The 17786-nt window shown below is 51.3% G+C and carries 14 protein-coding genes; 5 read left to right on the plus strand and 9 right to left on the minus strand.

Annotation, left to right across the window (positions count from 1 at the left end; translation table 11 throughout):
• The coding region (locus OCV59_RS11510) for a threonine/serine exporter family protein (RefSeq protein ID WP_147594598.1) at positions 1–305 on the minus strand (305 nt) is incomplete at its 3' end.
• On the minus strand, positions 302–1087 hold the full coding sequence (locus OCV59_RS11515) for a threonine/serine exporter family protein (protein ID WP_262584378.1): 786 nt from the start codon (positions 1085–1087) through the stop codon (positions 302–304). The genes OCV59_RS11515 and OCV59_RS11510, both read right to left, overlap by 4 nt.
• 421 nt (positions 1088–1508) lie before the next feature.
• Here OCV59_RS11515 and OCV59_RS11520 point away from each other — a divergent pair, with 421 nt between their 5' ends.
• The 5 genes from OCV59_RS11520 to OCV59_RS11540 all read left to right on the plus strand — a co-directional run bounded on the left by OCV59_RS11520 (position 1509) and on the right by OCV59_RS11540 (position 8745).
• Complete coding sequence (locus OCV59_RS11520) at positions 1509–3791, plus strand: hydratase (protein WP_147594586.1); 2283 nt, start codon at positions 1509–1511, stop codon at positions 3789–3791.
• Positions 3792–3866: 75 nt separating this feature from the next.
• A complete protein-coding gene (locus OCV59_RS11525; RefSeq protein ID WP_147594587.1) occupies positions 3867–4994 on the plus strand; it encodes an isocitrate/isopropylmalate family dehydrogenase in 1128 nt (375 codons plus the stop codon).
• Between the two features lie 14 nt (positions 4995–5008).
• Positions 5009–5674 (plus strand): GntR family transcriptional regulator, encoded by a 666-nt coding sequence (locus tag OCV59_RS11530; RefSeq protein ID WP_147594588.1) that lies wholly within the window; start codon positions 5009–5011, stop codon positions 5672–5674.
• A 32-nt stretch (positions 5675–5706) separates the two neighbouring features.
• Positions 5707–7113 (plus strand): aminopeptidase, encoded by a 1407-nt coding sequence (locus OCV59_RS11535; protein ID WP_147594589.1) that lies wholly within the window; start codon positions 5707–5709, stop codon positions 7111–7113.
• Between the two features lie 414 nt (positions 7114–7527).
• Positions 7528–8745 carry an ammonium transporter family protein gene (locus OCV59_RS11540; protein ID WP_147594590.1) on the plus strand — a complete coding sequence of 406 codons (1218 nt, stop codon included), beginning with the start codon at positions 7528–7530 and terminating at the stop codon, positions 8743–8745.
• 75 nt (positions 8746–8820) lie between these two features.
• On the opposite strand, the gene OCV59_RS11545 is transcribed toward OCV59_RS11540, so the two are convergent.
• The 7 genes from OCV59_RS11545 to OCV59_RS11575 all read right to left on the minus strand — a co-directional run bounded on the left by OCV59_RS11545 (position 8821) and on the right by OCV59_RS11575 (position 17365).
• Positions 8821–10113 (minus strand): FAD-dependent oxidoreductase, encoded by a 1293-nt coding sequence (locus OCV59_RS11545; protein ID WP_147594591.1) that lies wholly within the window; start codon positions 10111–10113, stop codon positions 8821–8823.
• A 253-nt stretch (positions 10114–10366) separates the two neighbouring features.
• A complete protein-coding gene (gene gap / locus OCV59_RS11550; RefSeq protein ID WP_147594592.1) occupies positions 10367–11386 on the minus strand; it encodes a type I glyceraldehyde-3-phosphate dehydrogenase in 1020 nt (339 codons plus the stop codon).
• Positions 11387–11388: 2 nt separating this feature from the next.
• Complete coding sequence (gene ptsP, locus OCV59_RS11555; protein ID WP_147594593.1) at positions 11389–13116, minus strand: phosphoenolpyruvate--protein phosphotransferase; 1728 nt, start codon at positions 13114–13116, stop codon at positions 11389–11391.
• Positions 13117–13143: 27 nt separating this feature from the next.
• Positions 13144–13410: an HPr family phosphocarrier protein gene (locus tag OCV59_RS11560; protein WP_147594594.1), complete on the minus strand. Its 267-nt coding sequence runs from the start codon at positions 13408–13410 to the stop codon at positions 13144–13146.
• Positions 13411–13493: 83 nt separating this feature from the next.
• Positions 13494–15491 carry a PTS fructose transporter subunit IIABC gene (locus OCV59_RS11565; RefSeq protein WP_147594595.1) on the minus strand — a complete coding sequence of 666 codons (1998 nt, stop codon included), beginning with the start codon at positions 15489–15491 and terminating at the stop codon, positions 13494–13496.
• 220 nt (positions 15492–15711) lie between these two features.
• Positions 15712–16617: a 1-phosphofructokinase gene (gene pfkB, locus OCV59_RS11570; protein WP_147594596.1), complete on the minus strand. Its 906-nt coding sequence runs from the start codon at positions 16615–16617 to the stop codon at positions 15712–15714.
• A 1-nt stretch (position 16618) separates the two neighbouring features.
• Positions 16619–17365 carry a DeoR/GlpR family DNA-binding transcription regulator gene (locus OCV59_RS11575; RefSeq protein WP_147594597.1) on the minus strand — a complete coding sequence of 249 codons (747 nt, stop codon included), beginning with the start codon at positions 17363–17365 and terminating at the stop codon, positions 16619–16621.
• Positions 17366–17786 lie beyond the last annotated feature (421 nt).

Raw genomic sequence — 17786 nt, forward strand, 5'->3', positions numbered from 1 at the left:
GTAAGCATCGTGTAGTACGTTCCCGCTCCCGGCACGAGACATATGATCCCCGGTATTATGAATATCGTAGACGCTTCCTTGAAAACACGCGAAAAAATATTGCTGAGCAGCCACACGATACATGCGCCCATGAATGTAGACAATATATTCGTCATGCCCAGAAGCGTGCATACCTGATACGACATCCAGCTGGCAGCACCCACGACAGTGCACATCGGAAATTTTCTCAGAGGTACATTGAACATTATACAGAAGCCGCATGTCGCGATCATCGAATACGGCAGCTGAAGCCAGAATGTGATCATGACAGTATACCTCCTATCACTTCCCAGAGTTTCAGCACTACACCGACTCCTGCAGCAAGCGACACCGCAGTCAGTACGGTCTCCATCAGCCTTGCAAGACCTGCCAGCATATCACCTGACAGGAAATCCCTTATCGAATTCGTCAGCGCCACTCCGGGCACGAACAGCATTATCCACCCTACTATTATCGAGTCATGCGACGTCCCCGGTATCGCAGTCGATGCGATCATCGTCAGGATCGTCGCCACCGCGCAGCTGCAGAAGACCGACACGAACGAGTTCACATCGAGTTTCGAAAGCAGCACCGAGAACATATACGCTGCCGCACCCGCTATCACCGAAAGCGGACAGTCTATCAGCGAACCTCCGAATATCATGCAGAACGCCGACGATACCATCACTGCCCCCAGCACCCTTACCGGCATCGGATATGTCCTGCTCCGGTCTATCCTTTTTAGCACATTCATGCCGGAATCCACGGAAATACTGTTCGCCGTGAACTTCCTGGAAAACTGGTTCACCAGTGAGATCTTTTTAAGATTCGTGCTTACACCTTTTATACGCTTGACGTAAGTCTGCGTATCGTCATTCTCCCCGCCCTTGTCCAGCGACAGGAAAATACCCGTAGGCGTGGCGAACACTTCTACATTATCTATATTGCAGGAACGGCATATACGAGTGATCGTGTCCTCGACTCTGTATATCTCCGCCCCGTTCCTCATCATTATTTCACCGGCATACAGCGCCAGCATCAGAACTTTTTTCTGAAAAACATTTACCATTCGCCATCCATTCCTTCTGATCGTATTTTCTCCCCGTAATACCTTTGATACAAGCAGAATCATTATAACAAAACTGCTGAAATTTTAAAGTGAAATCTTCAGTTATTTTACCCTGTTTTTATTATTAGCCTGCGGCGCTTTCATCATGCAAAGCGCACACGTCCGGCATGCGCACGCATATCACCGTCTGCCTGCGCTCCCTGAGCCACATACTATCCTCCGGTTTTGACCGCAAAGCGCCATGATTATAACGATTGAAGGTTGACCTGCACACATCGAGATTGTATAATTGTATACAGAAATGCAATCCGGACTCCGCGCCGCGGCATACATCAGAAGACCACCTCATCGTGCCGCCTCTGAAAACCGCAGCTGCCGCCCGGACGTATAATCACAGAAAATGCAAGGAGGGAATTGATGCATGAAATTATACGATAAAGGAATCTACCTGCTCAACGGCAGAGAAATAATCGAAGACGGTCCCGACGCTGCAGCCATACTGGCACAGAGAGGGATCAAAGCCGATAAGAAAGAAGCGGCTAAAGGCACTATGGCCTACAACATACTCAAAGACCATAACACCTCTGGCAGCATGGACAAGCTGAAGATAAAATTCGACAAAATGACTTCACACGATATCACTTTCGTCGGCATCATACAGACAGCGAGAGCATCCGGCCTCGAGAAGTTCCCGATCCCGTACGTGCTCACGAACTGCCACAACAGTCTCTGCGCAGTAGGCGGAACGATCAACGAAGATGACCACATGTTCGGACTGACATGCGCGAAGAAATACGGCGGCGCATACGTGCCTCCTCACCAGGCTGTCATCCACCAGTATGCAAGAGAAATGCTGGCATGCGGCGGACAGATGATCCTCGGATCAGACTCCCACACGCGTTACGGCGCACTGGGAACGATGGCTATGGGCGAAGGCGGTCCTGAGCTCGTAAAACAGCTGCTGGAACAGACTTACGACATTAACATGCCGGGAGTGATCGCCATCCACATGACAGGCGCACCTGTACCGGGAGTAGGTCCGCAGGACGTTGCACTGGCTATCATCGGCGAAGTGTTCAAAAACGGATATGTAAACAACAAGGTAATGGAATTCACAGGTCCCGGGATCGCCTCGATGAGCGCTGACTTCAGGATCGGCGTAGACGTAATGACTACCGAGACTACATGTCTTTCATCTATATGGGTGACAGACGAAAAGATACAGGAATGGTACGACATCCACGGCAGAAGCGGCGACTACAAGGAGCTGAACCCTGCTGACGTCGCATACTACGACGGATGCGTAGAGATCGACCTGAGCAAGATCAGACCGATGATCGCTATGCCTTTCCACCCGAGCAATACATACACGATCGACGAGCTCAACGCAAACCTGCTGGACATCCTCGACGACTGCGAGAAAAAAGCGCTCGTGAGCCTGGACGGACAGGTAGAGTACACGCTCAAGGACAAGGTGAGAAACGGCAAGCTCTACGTTGAACAGGGAATAATCGCAGGCTGCGCAGGCGGCGGATTTGAAAATATCTGCGCTGCAGCAGAGATCCTGGACGGAAAATACATCGGAGCAGACGAGTTCACGCTCAGCGTATACCCTGCAAGTACTCCGATCTACATGGAACTGCTCAAGAACGGCTCAGCTGCAAAGATACTGCAGTCCGGCGCCATCATGAAGACAGCATTCTGCGGACCTTGCTTCGGCGCAGGCGACACACCTGGAAACAACGCGCTTTCCATCAGACACTCGACCAGAAACTTCCCGAACAGAGAAGGATCGAAGCTGCAGAACGGACAGATCGCTTCAGTAGCGCTCATGGACGCACGCTCCATCGCTGCGACAGCTGCAAACAAGGGTTACCTGACATCAGCTACAGATCTCGACATGGAGATCAAGACACCGAAGTACTTCTTCGACAAGGATATATATGAAAACAGAGTATTCGACAGCCACGGCAAGGCAGATCCTGACGTAGAGATCAAATTCGGACCTAATATCAAGGACTGGCCGAAGATGAGCCCTCTGCCTGAAAACCTCTTCCTCAAAGTCGTATCGGAGATCCACGACCCTGTAACTACTACAGACGAGCTGATCCCTTCAGGCGAGACGTCATCATACAGATCCAACCCGCTGGGACTTGCCGAATTTACACTGTCGAGAAAAGACCCTGCATACGTCGGACGTGCCAAAGAAGTACAGAAGGCACAGAAGGCTATCGAGGAAAACGCAGATCCTGTGGCAGCGCTTCCTGAATTCGAAGCCGTATACAAGGCTGCAGCAGAGAAGTTCGGCGGCATCAACAGCGGCAACATCGGCGTCGGAAGCACGATCTTCGCTGTAAAACCGGGCGACGGTTCTGCAAGAGAACAGGCTGCCTCATGCCAGAAGGTGCTCGGAGGCTGGGCAAACATCGCCAACGAATACGCTACCAAGAGATACAGATCGAACCTCATCAACTGGGGAATGCTGCCGTTCATCATCGAAGAAGGCGACCTGCCGTTCTCGAACGGAGACTACCTCTTCATCCCTGACATCAGGAAAGCCGTTGAGTACAAGGCGACCGACATCGAAGCATACGTCGCTTCCGCTGAAGGTCTGAAACCGATACGCCTGACACTTGGAGAACTGACGGACGACGAGAGAGAGATCATCCTTAAGGGCTGCCTTATCAACTACAACAGAAAATAAGCCGGCGGCACCTTTGCACATCAGAGAGAATCAGTTAATGCCGCCCGAACCACGGGCGGCGGAATGGAGACAGACATGACATATACAGAACACTTCAGGAAAATAGTAGAAGATCAGCTGGCAAGAGTGGAGAAGCTCAAGAACTCCCCTCCTGTACCTGATTTCGCAGCTATGGACAAGATCGTCATCGGCACGATCGACGGAGACGGCATCGGCCCTATCATCATGGATTCATGCCGCAAGGTCCTCGAAAAGCTGCTCGCTGACGATATCGCGTCAGGCAAGATCGAGCTGAGAAAGATCGACGGACTCACACTCGAGAACAGGATCGCGAAGATGGAGACAGTGCCTGCAGACGTGCTGGCTGCCATCAAAGAGTGCGATCTGCTCCTCAAGGGACCGACGACGACTCCGGGCAAGGGAGACAACCTTCCCAACATCGAAAGCGCCAACGTTACCCTCAGAAGAGAGCTCGACCTCTTTGCAAACGTGAGACCTGTAGTGATCCCCGAGAAAAACATCGACTGGATCTTTTACAGAGAAAACACAGAAGGCGAATACGCGCTCGGCAGCCGGGGCATAGATATAAATGACGACATCTCGATAGACTTCAAGGTCACTACGACAATGGGAACTACGAGACTCGCGAGAGCCGCTTTCGAATATGCGAAGAACAACGGCAACAAGAACGTTTCCATCGTTACGAAGGCCAACATCATGAAGAAGACTGACGGCAAATTCCTCAGCCTCTGCTACGATGTGGCCAAGGAATATCCTGAGATCAAAACTGACGACTGGTATGTGGACATCATGGCTGCGAACCTCGTGAACGATCAGATCAACAGCAATTTCAACGTCGTGATCCTGCCTAACCTCTACGGCGACATCATCACTGACGAGGCAGCTCAGCTTCAGGGCGGAGTCGGCACTGCAGGAAGCGCCAACATCGGCGGAAGATACGCTATGTTCGAAGCCATCCACGGTTCAGCGCCGCGTATGATGGAAGACGGCATCGGCGAATATGCAAATCCTGCAAGCATCAGCAGAGCGGCTGTCATGATGCTTAGACACATAGGTTTCACAGAAAAGGCTGCAGTGCTCGAAAAGGCACTGGATGCAGCACAGGAAGCACTTGTGATGCCTGGCGACGGCACCGGCAACACTGCGGCTGACTTCACCGCATTCGTACTGGAAAGGATTTAGCACGGTGATAACATATGGTACTGTACAAGTTTTCTGATGACTCAGAAATAAGCAACGCACCGCTTTCCACCAACCTGCTGGGCAAACTCCAGAAGGATATCCTGACCGGCAGGCTCAAGCCGGGCCAGAAACTCACGGAACAGAATCTCTGCAAGACGTACGGAGTCAGCAGGACCCCGGTCCGTGAAGCTCTCCGCCAGCTCGAAACAGACGGGCTGGTCGAGAACATACTCAACAGAGGCGCATTCGTCGTAGGCATGACCGAACAGGACTACGAAGACATGTTCGAGCTCCGAAAGGTCTACGAGATCCAGGCCGTAAAATGGGCGATCGAACGGATCACCGAGAGCGAGATGGACAAGCTCGCGGAGACATTCGAGTTCATGGAATTCTACACGATGCGGAACGACATCGACAAGATGCTCACGATCAACACCGGTTTCCACCAGGTGATCTACGAAGCGTCGCACAACAAGATGCTCAAGAAACTGCTTTCCTCATATCAGAATTTCCTGAAATACAAAGGCGCAGAATCGGTATACGACGAAGACTACCTGCCGACCGTACTCGAGGAGCACAGAGCGATCTACGACGCATTCAAAGCCGGAGACGCCAAAGCCGGAGCGAAAGCGATGGAAATACATATAAACAGAGCCAGAGACAGACGGTGCGGCAAATAGCCGTGCCGTCTCATAACATGGAGGTCAATAAAATGGAAAGAAGCAACGTATGGTCATCATACAACGACGACCAGCTGACAGAACTGGAGCACATAAGTGCCCTTTACAAGAAATGCCTCGACGAAGGCAAGACAGAGCGCGAATGCGTGAAGATCGCAGTGCGCATGGCTGAGGAAAAAGGCTACCGCGATCTGAAGGAGCTGATCAGAACCGGCTCGCAGATCAGGACAGGCGACAAGGTCTACGCGATCTGCATGAACAAGAGCATCTCGCTTTTCAACATCGGAAAGAAGCCGCTCGAGGAAGGCATGAACATCCTCGGCGCACACATCGACTCACCGAGGATGGACGTGAAGCAGAACCCGCTTTACGAAAGCGATGAATTCGCCTACCTCGACACCCACTACTACGGCGGCATCAAGAAGTACCAGTGGGTGACGCTACCGCTCGCTATCCACGGCGTCGTGGCAAAGACGAACGGTGAGACTGTCGACGTGTGCATCGGCGAAAAGGACGACGAACCCGTTTTCGCTGTGACCGACCTGCTCATCCACCTCGCCGGAAAACAGATGGAAAAGAAAGCCAGCATCGTCATCGAAGGCGAAAAACTGGATCTGCTGATCGGCAGCCGCCCTCTCTCCGAGAATCCAGATGACGATGAAGAAAACAAAGAAACGAGAGACGCAGTGAAGAAGAACATCCTCAGGCTCCTCGAGGAATACTGCGGCATGACTGAAGAAGATTTCGTGTCAGCCGAGCTCGAGATCGTACCTGCCGGCAGAGCAAGAGACATGGGCCTCGACAGGAGCATGGTGATGGGCTACGGCCAGGACGACAGAGTATGCTCGTTCACATCCCTGTTCGCTATGCTCGACATGGACAGCGTCGATAAGACATCATGCTGCATCCTCGTTGACAAGGAAGAGATCGGCAGCGTCGGCGCTACAGGCATGCACTCGAGATTCTTCGAAAACACAGTCGCTGAGATCCTCGCACTGATGGGCGAAACGTCAGACCTCAAGGTGAGACGCGCACTCCAAAACTCCAGGATGCTCTCATCCGACGTGAGCGCCGCATACGACCCGATGTTCGCAGAAGTCTTCGAAAAGAGAAGCTCCGCGTTCTTTGCAAAAGGCCTGGTCTTCAACAAGTTCACCGGAAGCCGCGGCAAGAGCGGATCGAACGACGCCAATGCAGAATACCTCGCAGCGCTCAGAAAGGCGCTCGACGACGAGGAAGTCGCTTACCAGTTCGCTGAGCTCGGCAAAGTCGACATCGGCGGCGGCGGAACGATCGCATACATCATGGCCAACTACGGCATGGAAGTCATCGACAGCGGCGTGGCAGTCCTCTGCATGCACGCACCGTGGGAGATCACCAGCAAAGCCGACATTTACGAAGCGTACAAGGGCTACAAGGCATTTCTCAAGAACATGTAGATCCTTATGTAAAGCCTGCAGTGCATCTTTGTCTCGGCGTTCAGCAGTACGTCGCACGCTACGTGTGCTTTTCTGTTACGAGACGTCGAGCACTGCGTGTGCTCTCCGTTATTATCTTTTACGAGCTGAAGGGAAGCAGCTGACCGCCGCTTCCCTTTTATAGTGCTTTTCAGCATGCTTCATGAAGCGGTCGCACCAGCGCTCTGCGAGCGTTTGGTGATGCAGCGACGCCGTTTTGCATGCCTGCATATAGGCATACGTGCACTTTCCATGGCGCTGCCGTATTCGGAAAAATCACATTTTACTGATATTGCCCCTGTGCATTTACAGAGGCTCCTCCTGGTGATAAACTCTCATTGGGGTAATGTTTGTTTTATTAGTACATTGTATTTATTTGTAAGGAGCTGGATATTTATGTCATCAAAACCTCATGACAATTCGAGAAATGTTGTATTTCTCGTTGTCATATTTATTTTCTTCGTCGCTGTTGCTATCGCATTTATACCTGCTGTGAACGAAAACATAGCTGAAGGCATGAAGCAGATCACAGGACAGAGCATCGACAGCGGTTCCATGAACTATGAAACCGGCACTATATTCGATACCCTCAGATACAACCGCTCGATACACATCCTGGCGATGCTGCTTCTCGGTTTCGGTTTCCTGATGGTAGTGATCAGAGGCCACGGTTACAGTTCGATCACGGCAACGCTTCTGGCTGTCAGCATCTCGATCCCTATCTACATGCTCATCAAATGCTACATGGGTGAAGACACTCAGCTGAGCATCGACGGGTTCATGTGGGCGGAATTCGCAGCTGCCAGTCTGCTGATCGCGATAGGCGCACCGCTCGGCAGAATGACGATGGATCAGTATATTCTGCTGGCGATACTGTTCGTACCGGTATATCTGTTCAACGAATGGCTCATCCTGGAGAGCGGGATGTTCACAGGATTCCAGGATACAGGCGGCAGCGTCGTGATCCATGCGTTCGGAGCATACTTCGGACTCGGTCTCGTCGCAGCTACAGCGAAGAAAATGTCTGACGGACCTACGTGTGAAACTGACAGCACGAGCAATCAGTTCTCACTTCTCGGAAGTCTCGTCCTGTGGGTATTCTGGCCTTCATTCACAAGTGCGGTAGCAAGCCCTGAACGCGTCGTTCTGACAGCTATAAACACTGTATTCGCACTTGCCGGAGCCACTATAGCCACTTACATATTCTCAAAGCTTATCCGCGGCAAGGTGGACATCGAAGATATCGCCAACGCATCGCTTGCAGGCGGCGTTGCTATCGGTTCCACATGCGACATCGCCAACCCTGGAATGTCGATGCTGATCGGACTGGCTGCAGGTATCCTCAGCACTGTCGGATACAGCATCATAGCACCTAAGATCCAGAAGCTCATCCGCGGCACAGACACATGCGGAGTACACAATCTCCACGGTATGCCCGGACTGCTCGGAGGACTTTCGGCGATCATCATCACCGGCAACGCAGGCACTCAGATAATCTGCATGATCATCACAGTTGCAGTGGCATTCGTCGGCGGCAGGATCGTCGGAGCGATCACAGGACTGCTCGGCAGAAAACAGGAATTATACAGTGACCTCGACGAATTCGGTCACTGATTTCAGATATAACATCTGAAACGGAGTATTGAAAACAGCACCGGACCATTACCCCTCCGGTGCTGTTTTTTATCGCTACAGCAGCTTTTCCTCGTATATGCCGTCCAGCCCGTACCGTCTGACGCGACTGCAGATCTCCTCTGTATCCGTTGAGTACAGTCCTTTTTCCTTCATTCGCCTGAAATACTCCGCACCGGCGAACGTGTACCGGTTCATCAGTCCGTCGCTCGTCTTCAGACTTTCGTTTGCAAACGATATCAGATCACCGATCGCGATGCCCGGCGGCAGATCCAGCAGCTTCATGCCTTTCATGTACCGCACCGCATTGTGCCCCGCGAGGCTTCCGGTGGATATCGCTTCGGTGTGACCGACGAAAAGCCCGGATTTCTCACCGCCGCAGAACAGGTTCTCCACACCGCATACCTTCATCGTGTTTTCGCGCTCGGCGACCGACAGATACCTGATAGAGTTGCCTTTGCTGCCGGCATACGGATCGACATACCTGGCGTTCTCGAATCCCGGTATCCTTCTGAGCGTCTCGAGATCGAAAAACGGCGTCATGATCTTGGCGTATCCCGTATCCAGCAGCACGATGTTCTCTGCATATTCACTGAGCGCATACTGCCTGCAGACCTTCATGTCGAGCTTTTCGCGCTTTATCGCCTTTTCGGGGAGCGGTATCACCGCAACGCCGTTCTCATTAAGCTCCTGCTGTATCTCCTCGGAAAGCGATCGTTTTTCCAGCTTGCCGCTCCCGCTGAACGCACCGAATGATCCGTCCTTTCTCTTTCCCATGATATCGCTTGCTCCCGCCTTGGCGCTGATGCTCACGCGCGGACCGAATGCGGGACATCTCAGTATGCACATGCAGCAGCCGTTGCCGTATGTAAGGCAGTTTCCCATCGGCCCTGTCGAGCCTGTCGCCTCCACGAACACGTCGCCCTCTATCTCCTCGCCTCCCGCAAGCATTATCTTCTCGATCACCGTCTCACGGTCATTTTTGCGCACGGTGACATCGACGGCTCTCGCCATGAATCTGAGGTCCACTCCCTTTTCTCTGAGCAGCCGCCTCACATGCGGCTCGACCAGCGTCACATCGTAAAGACTGGCGTGCTTATGTCCCGGGAAGTCTATATTTATATGTCTGGAACAGCTGTCTGTTATCCTGAACAGATCTCCCGCCCCCATAGCTATATTTTCCTCCGCGGCTGTGAATCGCCCGTTGTTGCGCATGATCCCTCCGACGTTTCCCAGCCCCAGCAGCAGATCTGTCTTCTCCAGCAGCAGCACCTCCGCCCCGGCTTTCCTGGCCGTCAGCGCAGCCGCACAGCCCGACCATCCGCCTCCGATCACTATGACTCTGTACAAAAAAATCCCTCCTAACTATGACATTAACATCATATGTCAGAAGATGCTATTTTGTTCTCAGCTCATCGGTGCTGCTGCAAACAAAGAAACCCGGACCAGTGCTTGCTGCACCGGCTTCCGGATCCCTTCGCTTGTAAATCGTTAATTATATTATTTAAACTTTCCGGAGGATAATTAGAAAGTTTGAGACTGTTGTCTCCATGCTGCAGCGCCGGGTATCGTCATTCAGCGCTCAGCCGGTATACAGTCAGTCTTACAGAAGCGTTCCCATGTGCTTCAGTGTCTTCACGAGCTGTGAAGTGTAGCTCATCTCATTGTCGTACCATGATACTACTCTTACTTCGTAGATATGTGTTCCGCATTTTTCTGCTAAAGTCTGAGTGGCATCGAACAGTGAACCGTATGACATTCCGATGATATCACTCGACACGAGCTGTTCTTCCGAATATCCGAATGACTCGTCGGCAGCAGCCTTCATCGCTGCATTGATGCCCTCAACTGATACACTGTCTGTCATATCCTTTAATGTAGCGTCGAGGATAGTGATCGAACCAGACGGTACCGGCACTCTCTGTGCCGAACCGATCAGCTTTCCTGCCAGCTCAGGGATAACAAGACCGATAGCCTTTGCAGCGCCCGTGCTGTTAGGAACGATATTCACAGCACCTGCTCTCGCACGTCTGAAATCGCCTTTTTTGTGCGGTCCGTCCAGTATCATCTGATCTCCTGTGTACGCATGTATAGTCGTCATGAATCCCGTTCTAAGTTCTCTGTACTCATTCAGAGCCTTTGCCATAGGCGCCAGACAGTTAGTCGTGCAGCTTGCACCCGAAACTACTGTATCTTCCTTTGTGAGCACTTCGTGGTTTACTCCGTATACGATAGTAGGCAGATCGTTTCCTGCCGGTGCCGAGATAAGGACTTTCTTAGCGCCCGCTCTGATGTGAGCCTGCGATTTTTCCTTTGATGCAAAGAAGCCTGTGCACTCGAGCACGATGTCTACTCCCAGGTCTCCCCATGGAAGCTGCTCAGGATCAGCCGACGAATAAACCGGGATCTCCTTCCCGTCGACGATCAGGCTCTTGTCTGTATTTTCAACAGTGTGGTCTCTGTAAGGCCCTTGCACACTGTCGTACTTCAGAAGATATGCCATCATTTCAGGCTTAGTAAGATCGTTTATAGCCACCACGTCTATCTCCGCATCTGTGAAAACCTTTCTGAATGCCAGTCTTCCTATTCTTCCGAATCCATTGATTGCAACTTTGATACTCATAACTAACAACCTCCCTCTTTCTTTACACTATCTAAAAACTGTCCGATCTCCTCGACAGTATGTAATGTCATCGCCTTTTCCGCTGCTGCTGCCGCCTCATCGCGACTCCACAGCGAGATATTCTTTCTGGTCTCGAGCACCTTTTCGGGGCTCACGCTGAACTCGTCAAGTCCGAACGCTATCAGGCACGGAGTCAGCGCCGGATCTGCCGCAGCTTCTCCGCACATGCCGACTGTTATCCCGGCTTTTGCCGCCGCGCTGCACACATCCCGGATCATCCTCAGCACTGCCGGCTGATATGTCTTGTAGAGATATGCGACCTTTGCATTGCCCCGGTCTGCCGCCATCATATATCCGGTCAGATCGTTGGTGCCTATGCTGAAAAAGTCCGCTTCACCCGCAAGTATATCGGCTGTTGCCGCTGCTGCAGGTGTCTCCACCATGATGCCGATCTGGACATCGGGATCGAATTTCTTTCCCTCCGCCTTGAGCTCATCGCTGCACTCTGCCATAAGTGCTCTGACGTCTCTTATCTCCTGAAGGCATGTGACCATCGGGATCATGATCCTGATGTTGCCTTCCGCATTGGCTCTGAGCAGCGCCCTGAGCTGAGTTTTGAAAAGCTCCCGGTTCTCCAGGCAGTACCTCACTGCTCTGAATCCCATGAACGGATTGTCCTCCCTGTCCATCTTCATGTACGGGATGTCCTTGTCGCCGCCTATGTCCAGCGTCCTGATTATCACCGGGTCGGGAGACATCACCTTCGCCGCTCTGCTGTACGCCTCGAACTGTTCCTCTTCACCCGGTGCGGAATCTCTGTCCATGTAAAGGAATTCCGTCCTGAAAAGTCCCACACCTTCGGCGTCGCAGGCTCTTGCCGTCGCTGCATCTTCTGCATTTCCTATATTTGCGAACACTTCCTTGACTTCTCCGGAAGCCGTAACGCTGTTCTTTCCTTTAAAAGCCTTCAGCATTTCCTTTTTCTTTCGGAAAGCCTCAGCCTTTGCATCATATCTTGCTTTAGTATCCTCGTCCGGCTCCTGCAGGATCTCGCCTGTGATCCCGTCCAGGATCAGCTGCTCGCCATCCTTTATCGCGGAAAGCGCGCCCTCTGCTCCCAGCACTGCGGGTATCCCCAGCGCTCTTGCAAGTATAGCCGAATGTGATGTATAGCCTCCGGTCTCCGCTATTATGCCTCTGGTCTTTGCCGGGTCTATGTCGACTGCCATGGACGGTGTCAGCTCGCTTATCACGAGTACTGACCCGTCCGGCAGTCTGGAGAGATTGGTAAGGCTGTTGTTTGTAAGTTTGCTGTAAAGGCTGCTGTTTATATCTCTTATGTCAGCCGCGCGCTGTATCGTGAGCTCATCTCCGGTCGCTTCAAAGATATCTGCGAAAAATTTCAGCGTCTTGTCGACCGCCTCTTCCGCACAGCATCCGTTGTCGATTTCTTCGTTTATTTTCGATACTACAGAAGGGTCCTTAGCCATTTCTATATGACTGCGCAGTATACCTGCTTCTTCCGCCATTCCGCGCTGCTCGAGATCGAGCGCCGCCCTTTCAGTCTCCTCGATGAAAGATCCCATCGCCTCGCTGAATCTGTCGGCCTCCGCTTCTCTGCTCTCAGCCTTTCTATATGTACCGTCGCTGTTTCCGGTGCTGCTGCCTGTATCCACACAGACTGCAGTTCCCTGTGCTATTCCTTCCGATACTGCAATTCCTTTTAGCATCTTTATGACCTCCGCAATAACAGCTTTTTATTCTTCACCGAATCCTGATTCTATCATGCCGACAGCTTCCTGAAGTGCCGCTTCCTCATCGTCTCCGCTGCACTGCACTTCGATCTCTTCGCCGCATTTGATGCAGGCTGCCACTATGCCCATCAGGCTCTTGCCATTTATTTCATTCCCCTTTGATACTATCTTCACATCTGATCCGTATTTGCCCATAGCTCCTACGAATGCCGTTACCGGTCTCATGTGGAATCCCTGTGAATTCACTACTTTTACTTTCTTTGATACCATTGTACTCTCCTCCGTCCTTTTCACGATCTGCCGTTATGGCTGCTGCGATCATTCCTTCATCCCTGTAACTTTCATGCTCGCAGTCATGCAGACTGTCTGCTTTCCTGCGTGCTGATATTTTTCTTCAGGAGAGCCAGCAGTGCCATGCCTACCAGCGCACCTGCTATCAGTGCTATCACATAAAACATCACGTTTCCTACTACCGGGAATACGAATATCCCTCCGTGCGGTGCTCTCAGTGTACATCCGAATGCCATCGAAAGTCCTCCCGCAACTGCCGATCCCGCTACGCATGACGGTATCACTCTGACCGGATCGGCTGCCGCATACGGTATAGCGCCTTCAGTGATGAAGCACAGTCCCATGATGTAGTTCACAGGCGCTGACTTGAGTTCTGTCGCTGTCCACTTTTTCTTGAAGAAAGTGGCACAGAGTGCTATCGCGATCGGTGGTACCATGCCGCCGATCATTACGGCTGCCATGATATCGAATCCGCCTGTCGTTATCGCTGCCGTACCGAAAACGTATGCAGCCTTGTTGAACGGACCGCCCATGTCTATCGCCATCATTCCTGCCACGATGCAGCCCAGTATGATCTTGCTCGTCTCACCCATCGAGTTGAGTCCGTCTGTTATCCACTGGTTCACTGCTCCTACTGCAGGATTTATAGCGCACATGAAGAGTCCCATTATGATTATCCCCAGCAGCGGCAGGATCAGTACAGGCAGCATGCTTTCGATCGATTTAGGCAGGAACGAGAATATCTTCTTCAGAAGAAGTACGATGTATCCGCCTGCAAAACCTGCGATCAGCGCTCCCAGGAAGCCTGATACCGCTGTGCTGTCTCCTGTGATCTGTCCGAACGTGCATCCGATCGTCGCGATGTATCCGCCTACGAATCCGACTGCCAGTCCCGGTCTGTCCGCTATGCTTCTGGCTATATAGCCTGCCAGTACAGGCAGCATGAAGCTGAATGCGTATCCGCCCACTGTCTTGAAAAAGGCTGCCGCTGCGGTGTATGTCCCGAAGGAAGAATCCTTTGGTGCGCCTGCTATAGTATCGATCAGGAATGCCAGCGCGATCATGATCCCTCCGCCGATAACGAACGGCAGCATATATGAAACTCCGTTCATAAGATGCTTGTATATCTGGCGGCCCGCTGTTTCTTCGGAAACATTGCTCTCTGTAGTCTTGCCGCCTTCATATTTGTAGAGTGGAGCTTTTCCGTCCATCACTGTCTGTATCAGAGTCTCCGGCTCGTTTATTCCTTTTGAAACGTTTGTCATCAGTACGGGTTTGCCATCAAATCTGACCATCTCGACATTCTTGTCTGCTGCGATGATGACTCCGTCCGCTTCTTGTATCTCCTGCGGCGTCAGAACGTTTTTAGCTCCGCCTGATCCGTTCGTTTCCACTTTTATTCTGACGCCCATTTCTTTTGCTTTCTGTTCGAGCGCCTCAGCTGCCATGTATGTGTGTGCGATACCTGTAGGACACGCCGTGACTGCCACTATCCTGCACTTTGCATCTTCCTGTCCGTCATCTGCTGCTGCATCTGCTGTTTCTGTCTGTGCATCTGATGCTGTTCCTGCGGCTCCGCCGCCGTCTGTTGTCTCTGCTCCGAATTTCGCATCCTCTGCCTCATCTATCGTTTTCAGAAATTCTTCGGCAGTCTGTGCCTGAAGAAGTCGTTTTCTGAGTTCCAGATCCATCAGGAGTGTCATCAGTCTCGAAAGCACTTCCAGATGAAGATCGCCGTCCTCCGGCGCCGCTATCATGAACAGCAGGTTCGACGGCTTGCCGTCGGGTGCGCCGTACTCGATGCCCTCAGGCACCGTCATGGCTGCAAGTCCCGGTCTCTTTACCGCGCTGCTCTTCGCATGCGGTATCGCTATGCCTTCACCTACTGCCGTAGTGCTCTCCGCTTCTCTTGCCAGGATCCCCTCTCTGTATTTTTCTTTATCGGAAAGATTTCCGGCTTTATCATGCATTTCGATAAGAGCGTTTATCGCTTCGTTCTTGTCCGAAATGCCAGCGTTCAGCATTATTGCATTTTTATCAAGTAGATTCGTGATGCGCATACCTCGCACTCCTTTCATTAGTTTGTCGACTGAAAGTCGACATTAAGGTTATCCTTGAAAAGGGTTTCATTAGTTTGTCGACTGAAAGTCGAAATTAAGGTTATCCTTGAAAAGGGTTTCATTAGTGTGTCGATTGCAGATCGACATCAGGTTATCCCTGCATGGACTCCCGCCACCGGCCGTCCGCCGACTCTATGTCCCCGACTCCCTTGCGGTCTCCCTATACCGCCTTTGCTCTCAGTTCACTCATGCATTCATCTATCTTCTGCCTCTTTGCAAGTCCCGGAGAAAAAGCTGTTGCCGAGCCTGCCGCGCTGCCGAGATCCAGTGCATACTGATAATCATTCTTTTCCATATACCCTGCGACAAAGCCTGCCACCATGGAATCGCCGGCTCCTACGGAGTTCAGCATCTTTCCGCTGCACACTCCCGCTCTGTAAAGTCTGCCGTCCTCTGCCATGAGCAGTGCGCCGTCTTTACCCATCGATACGATAACATTACGTGCGCCTGCCGCCTGAAGCATCGCTGCCCCGTCCTCCGCCGTTATCGCTTCTCCGAAGATATCTCTGAGCTCATCGATATTAGGCTTTATCAGGAACGGATGGAATTTCAGCACATCCATGAGCGCCTCCCCGTTCGTATCTACTATGATCCTTATGTCTTTGTCTTTTACCGTTTCGAGAAGTCTGCTGTATGTATCCTGTGGGATAGCCGACGGGATATTGCCCGAGACGATCAGCACATCTCCGCTTTCCAGCTTCTGCAGCTTTTCGGCAAGCATCTTCAGATCATCTTCATCAGCGATCGTGCCCTGACCGTTTATCTCCGTCTCTTCTCCGGCTTTGATCTTGACATTGATCCTCGTGATCCCCTGTCTGGGATAGATGAAATCTGTTTCTATCCCACGATCATGCAGGCCGTTTTCAAGAGCCTGCCCGGTGAATCCGTTCGTAAAACCGAGAGCTACGCTTTTCATCCCCAGTTCCTTGAGGATCTGCGAAACGTTGATCCCTTTACCTCCGAGAAAATATTCTTCTCCGCTCGAGCGGTTCGTCATCCCGCTCCTGAACTCGTCCAGATGGACCACATAATCGATGGCCGGGCTTATCGTGATAGTGTAGATCATCTCACTTTGCCTCCTTTACGACCGCGTACTTCCTGTAAAGATCATTGTCAAGTTTGTTCGTTATGATACATTTTCCTTTCAGCTTTGCAAATGTCACTGCCGATACCTGACCGAATTTGGACGAATCTGCCAGAATGAAGACATCGTTTGACCGATCCACCACTTCTTCCTTTATCATCGCCTCATCCATATCCGGTGTCGTAAACCCTTTCTCTAGGTCGATGCCGTTCGCACCCATGAAGCACTTCGTGAAATTGAGATTGCTGAGGGATTTAACGGCATTCACGCCTATCACTGAAAGGGTCACTTTTTTTACAGCGCCGCTCACGATATTGACTCTGAATCCGCGCTGTGCCAGCTTCTGCGCGTGCACTATGCCGTTCGTCATATACGTTGCCTTGCGGTTCGTTATATAATCCGTCATCCTTTCGGTCGTCGTGCCTGCATCTATGAAAACCGAGTCGTCATCGCATATGAAGCCCGCCGCATACTTTGCTATTATGTCTTTTTCTTCAACATGCACCGCCGCTTTCGTTACGATATCTTCTTCCCTGGTATTGACATGTTTCTTGATGCCTACTGCTCCGCCGAAAACCTTCTTGAGTTCTCCAAGTTCATCGAGTTCGTTTATGTCTCTGCGAATAGTCGATTCGCTGACGTTCAGCTTTCGTGACAGCTCGATGTTTTTTACCGCGCCGTTTTCAGCCAGTTCTTCTAATATTTTGTTGAATCTTTCTTCTTGTAACATTTCCGATCTCCTTTATGGCTATATAATAGCACTTTTTCACGCAAAGTCAATCATTTTCGTGCAAATTATTTCATTTTTCTTGATTGTTTTTTGAATTTATACTGATTTTGGTCATTTTCGCTTTATTTATCGGTATGAAAAACACCTGCAGCGTCTTTTTCGAGCATAAACATTCATCATCAGTCATGAGTTGCGATCCATTCACGATCGGTGCCGACAACTTCATCCAAAGTGTTTTTATCATCCGGTACCAAATGATACTATTTAGACCTGTATTTTTAGCAAAAAAGCAGGATTCCCCGCGGTTTAAAAAAGCCCTGTTGCTAAAAAAAATCGAGCGTGTGAGAAAAAATCTGTAAAAGCGAACCTCTTATGGTAGTATTAGTTAAGTACCATAGGAGGTTTTATTATGGCACGGAAG

The organism is Brotomerdimonas butyrica (genome assembly GCF_025567305.1).
Classification (GTDB): Bacteria; Bacillota; Clostridia; order Peptostreptococcales; family Anaerovoracaceae; genus Lentihominibacter; species Lentihominibacter butyricus.

What these genes read in the sequence shown, in the direction of transcription:
- OCV59_RS11535 (WP_147594589.1), top strand. Translation starts at nt 5,707, where the DNA reads ATGGAAAGAAGCAACGTATGGTCATCATACAACGACGACCAGCTGACA.
- OCV59_RS11520 (WP_147594586.1), top strand. Translation starts at nt 1,509, where the DNA reads ATGAAATTATACGATAAAGGAATCTACCTGCTCAACGGCAGAGAAATA.
- pfkB (WP_147594596.1), bottom strand. Translation starts at nt 16,617, where the DNA reads ATGATCTACACTATCACGATAAGCCCGGCCATCGATTATGTGGTCCAT.
- ptsP (WP_147594593.1), bottom strand. Translation starts at nt 13,116, where the DNA reads ATGCTAAAAGGAATTGCAGTATCGGAAGGAATAGCACAGGGAACTGCA.
- OCV59_RS11530 (WP_147594588.1), top strand. Translation starts at nt 5,009, where the DNA reads ATGGTACTGTACAAGTTTTCTGATGACTCAGAAATAAGCAACGCACCG.
- OCV59_RS11525 (WP_147594587.1), top strand. Translation starts at nt 3,867, where the DNA reads ATGACATATACAGAACACTTCAGGAAAATAGTAGAAGATCAGCTGGCA.
- OCV59_RS11575 (WP_147594597.1), bottom strand. Translation starts at nt 17,365, where the DNA reads ATGTTACAAGAAGAAAGATTCAACAAAATATTAGAAGAACTGGCTGAA.
- gap (WP_147594592.1), bottom strand. Translation starts at nt 11,386, where the DNA reads ATGAGTATCAAAGTTGCAATCAATGGATTCGGAAGAATAGGAAGACTG.
- OCV59_RS11515 (WP_262584378.1), bottom strand. Translation starts at nt 1,087, where the DNA reads ATGGTAAATGTTTTTCAGAAAAAAGTTCTGATGCTGGCGCTGTATGCC.
- OCV59_RS11540 (WP_147594590.1), top strand. Translation starts at nt 7,528, where the DNA reads ATGTCATCAAAACCTCATGACAATTCGAGAAATGTTGTATTTCTCGTT.
- OCV59_RS11560 (WP_147594594.1), bottom strand. Translation starts at nt 13,410, where the DNA reads ATGGTATCAAAGAAAGTAAAAGTAGTGAATTCACAGGGATTCCACATG.
- OCV59_RS11565 (WP_147594595.1), bottom strand. Translation starts at nt 15,491, where the DNA reads ATGCGCATCACGAATCTACTTGATAAAAATGCAATAATGCTGAACGCT.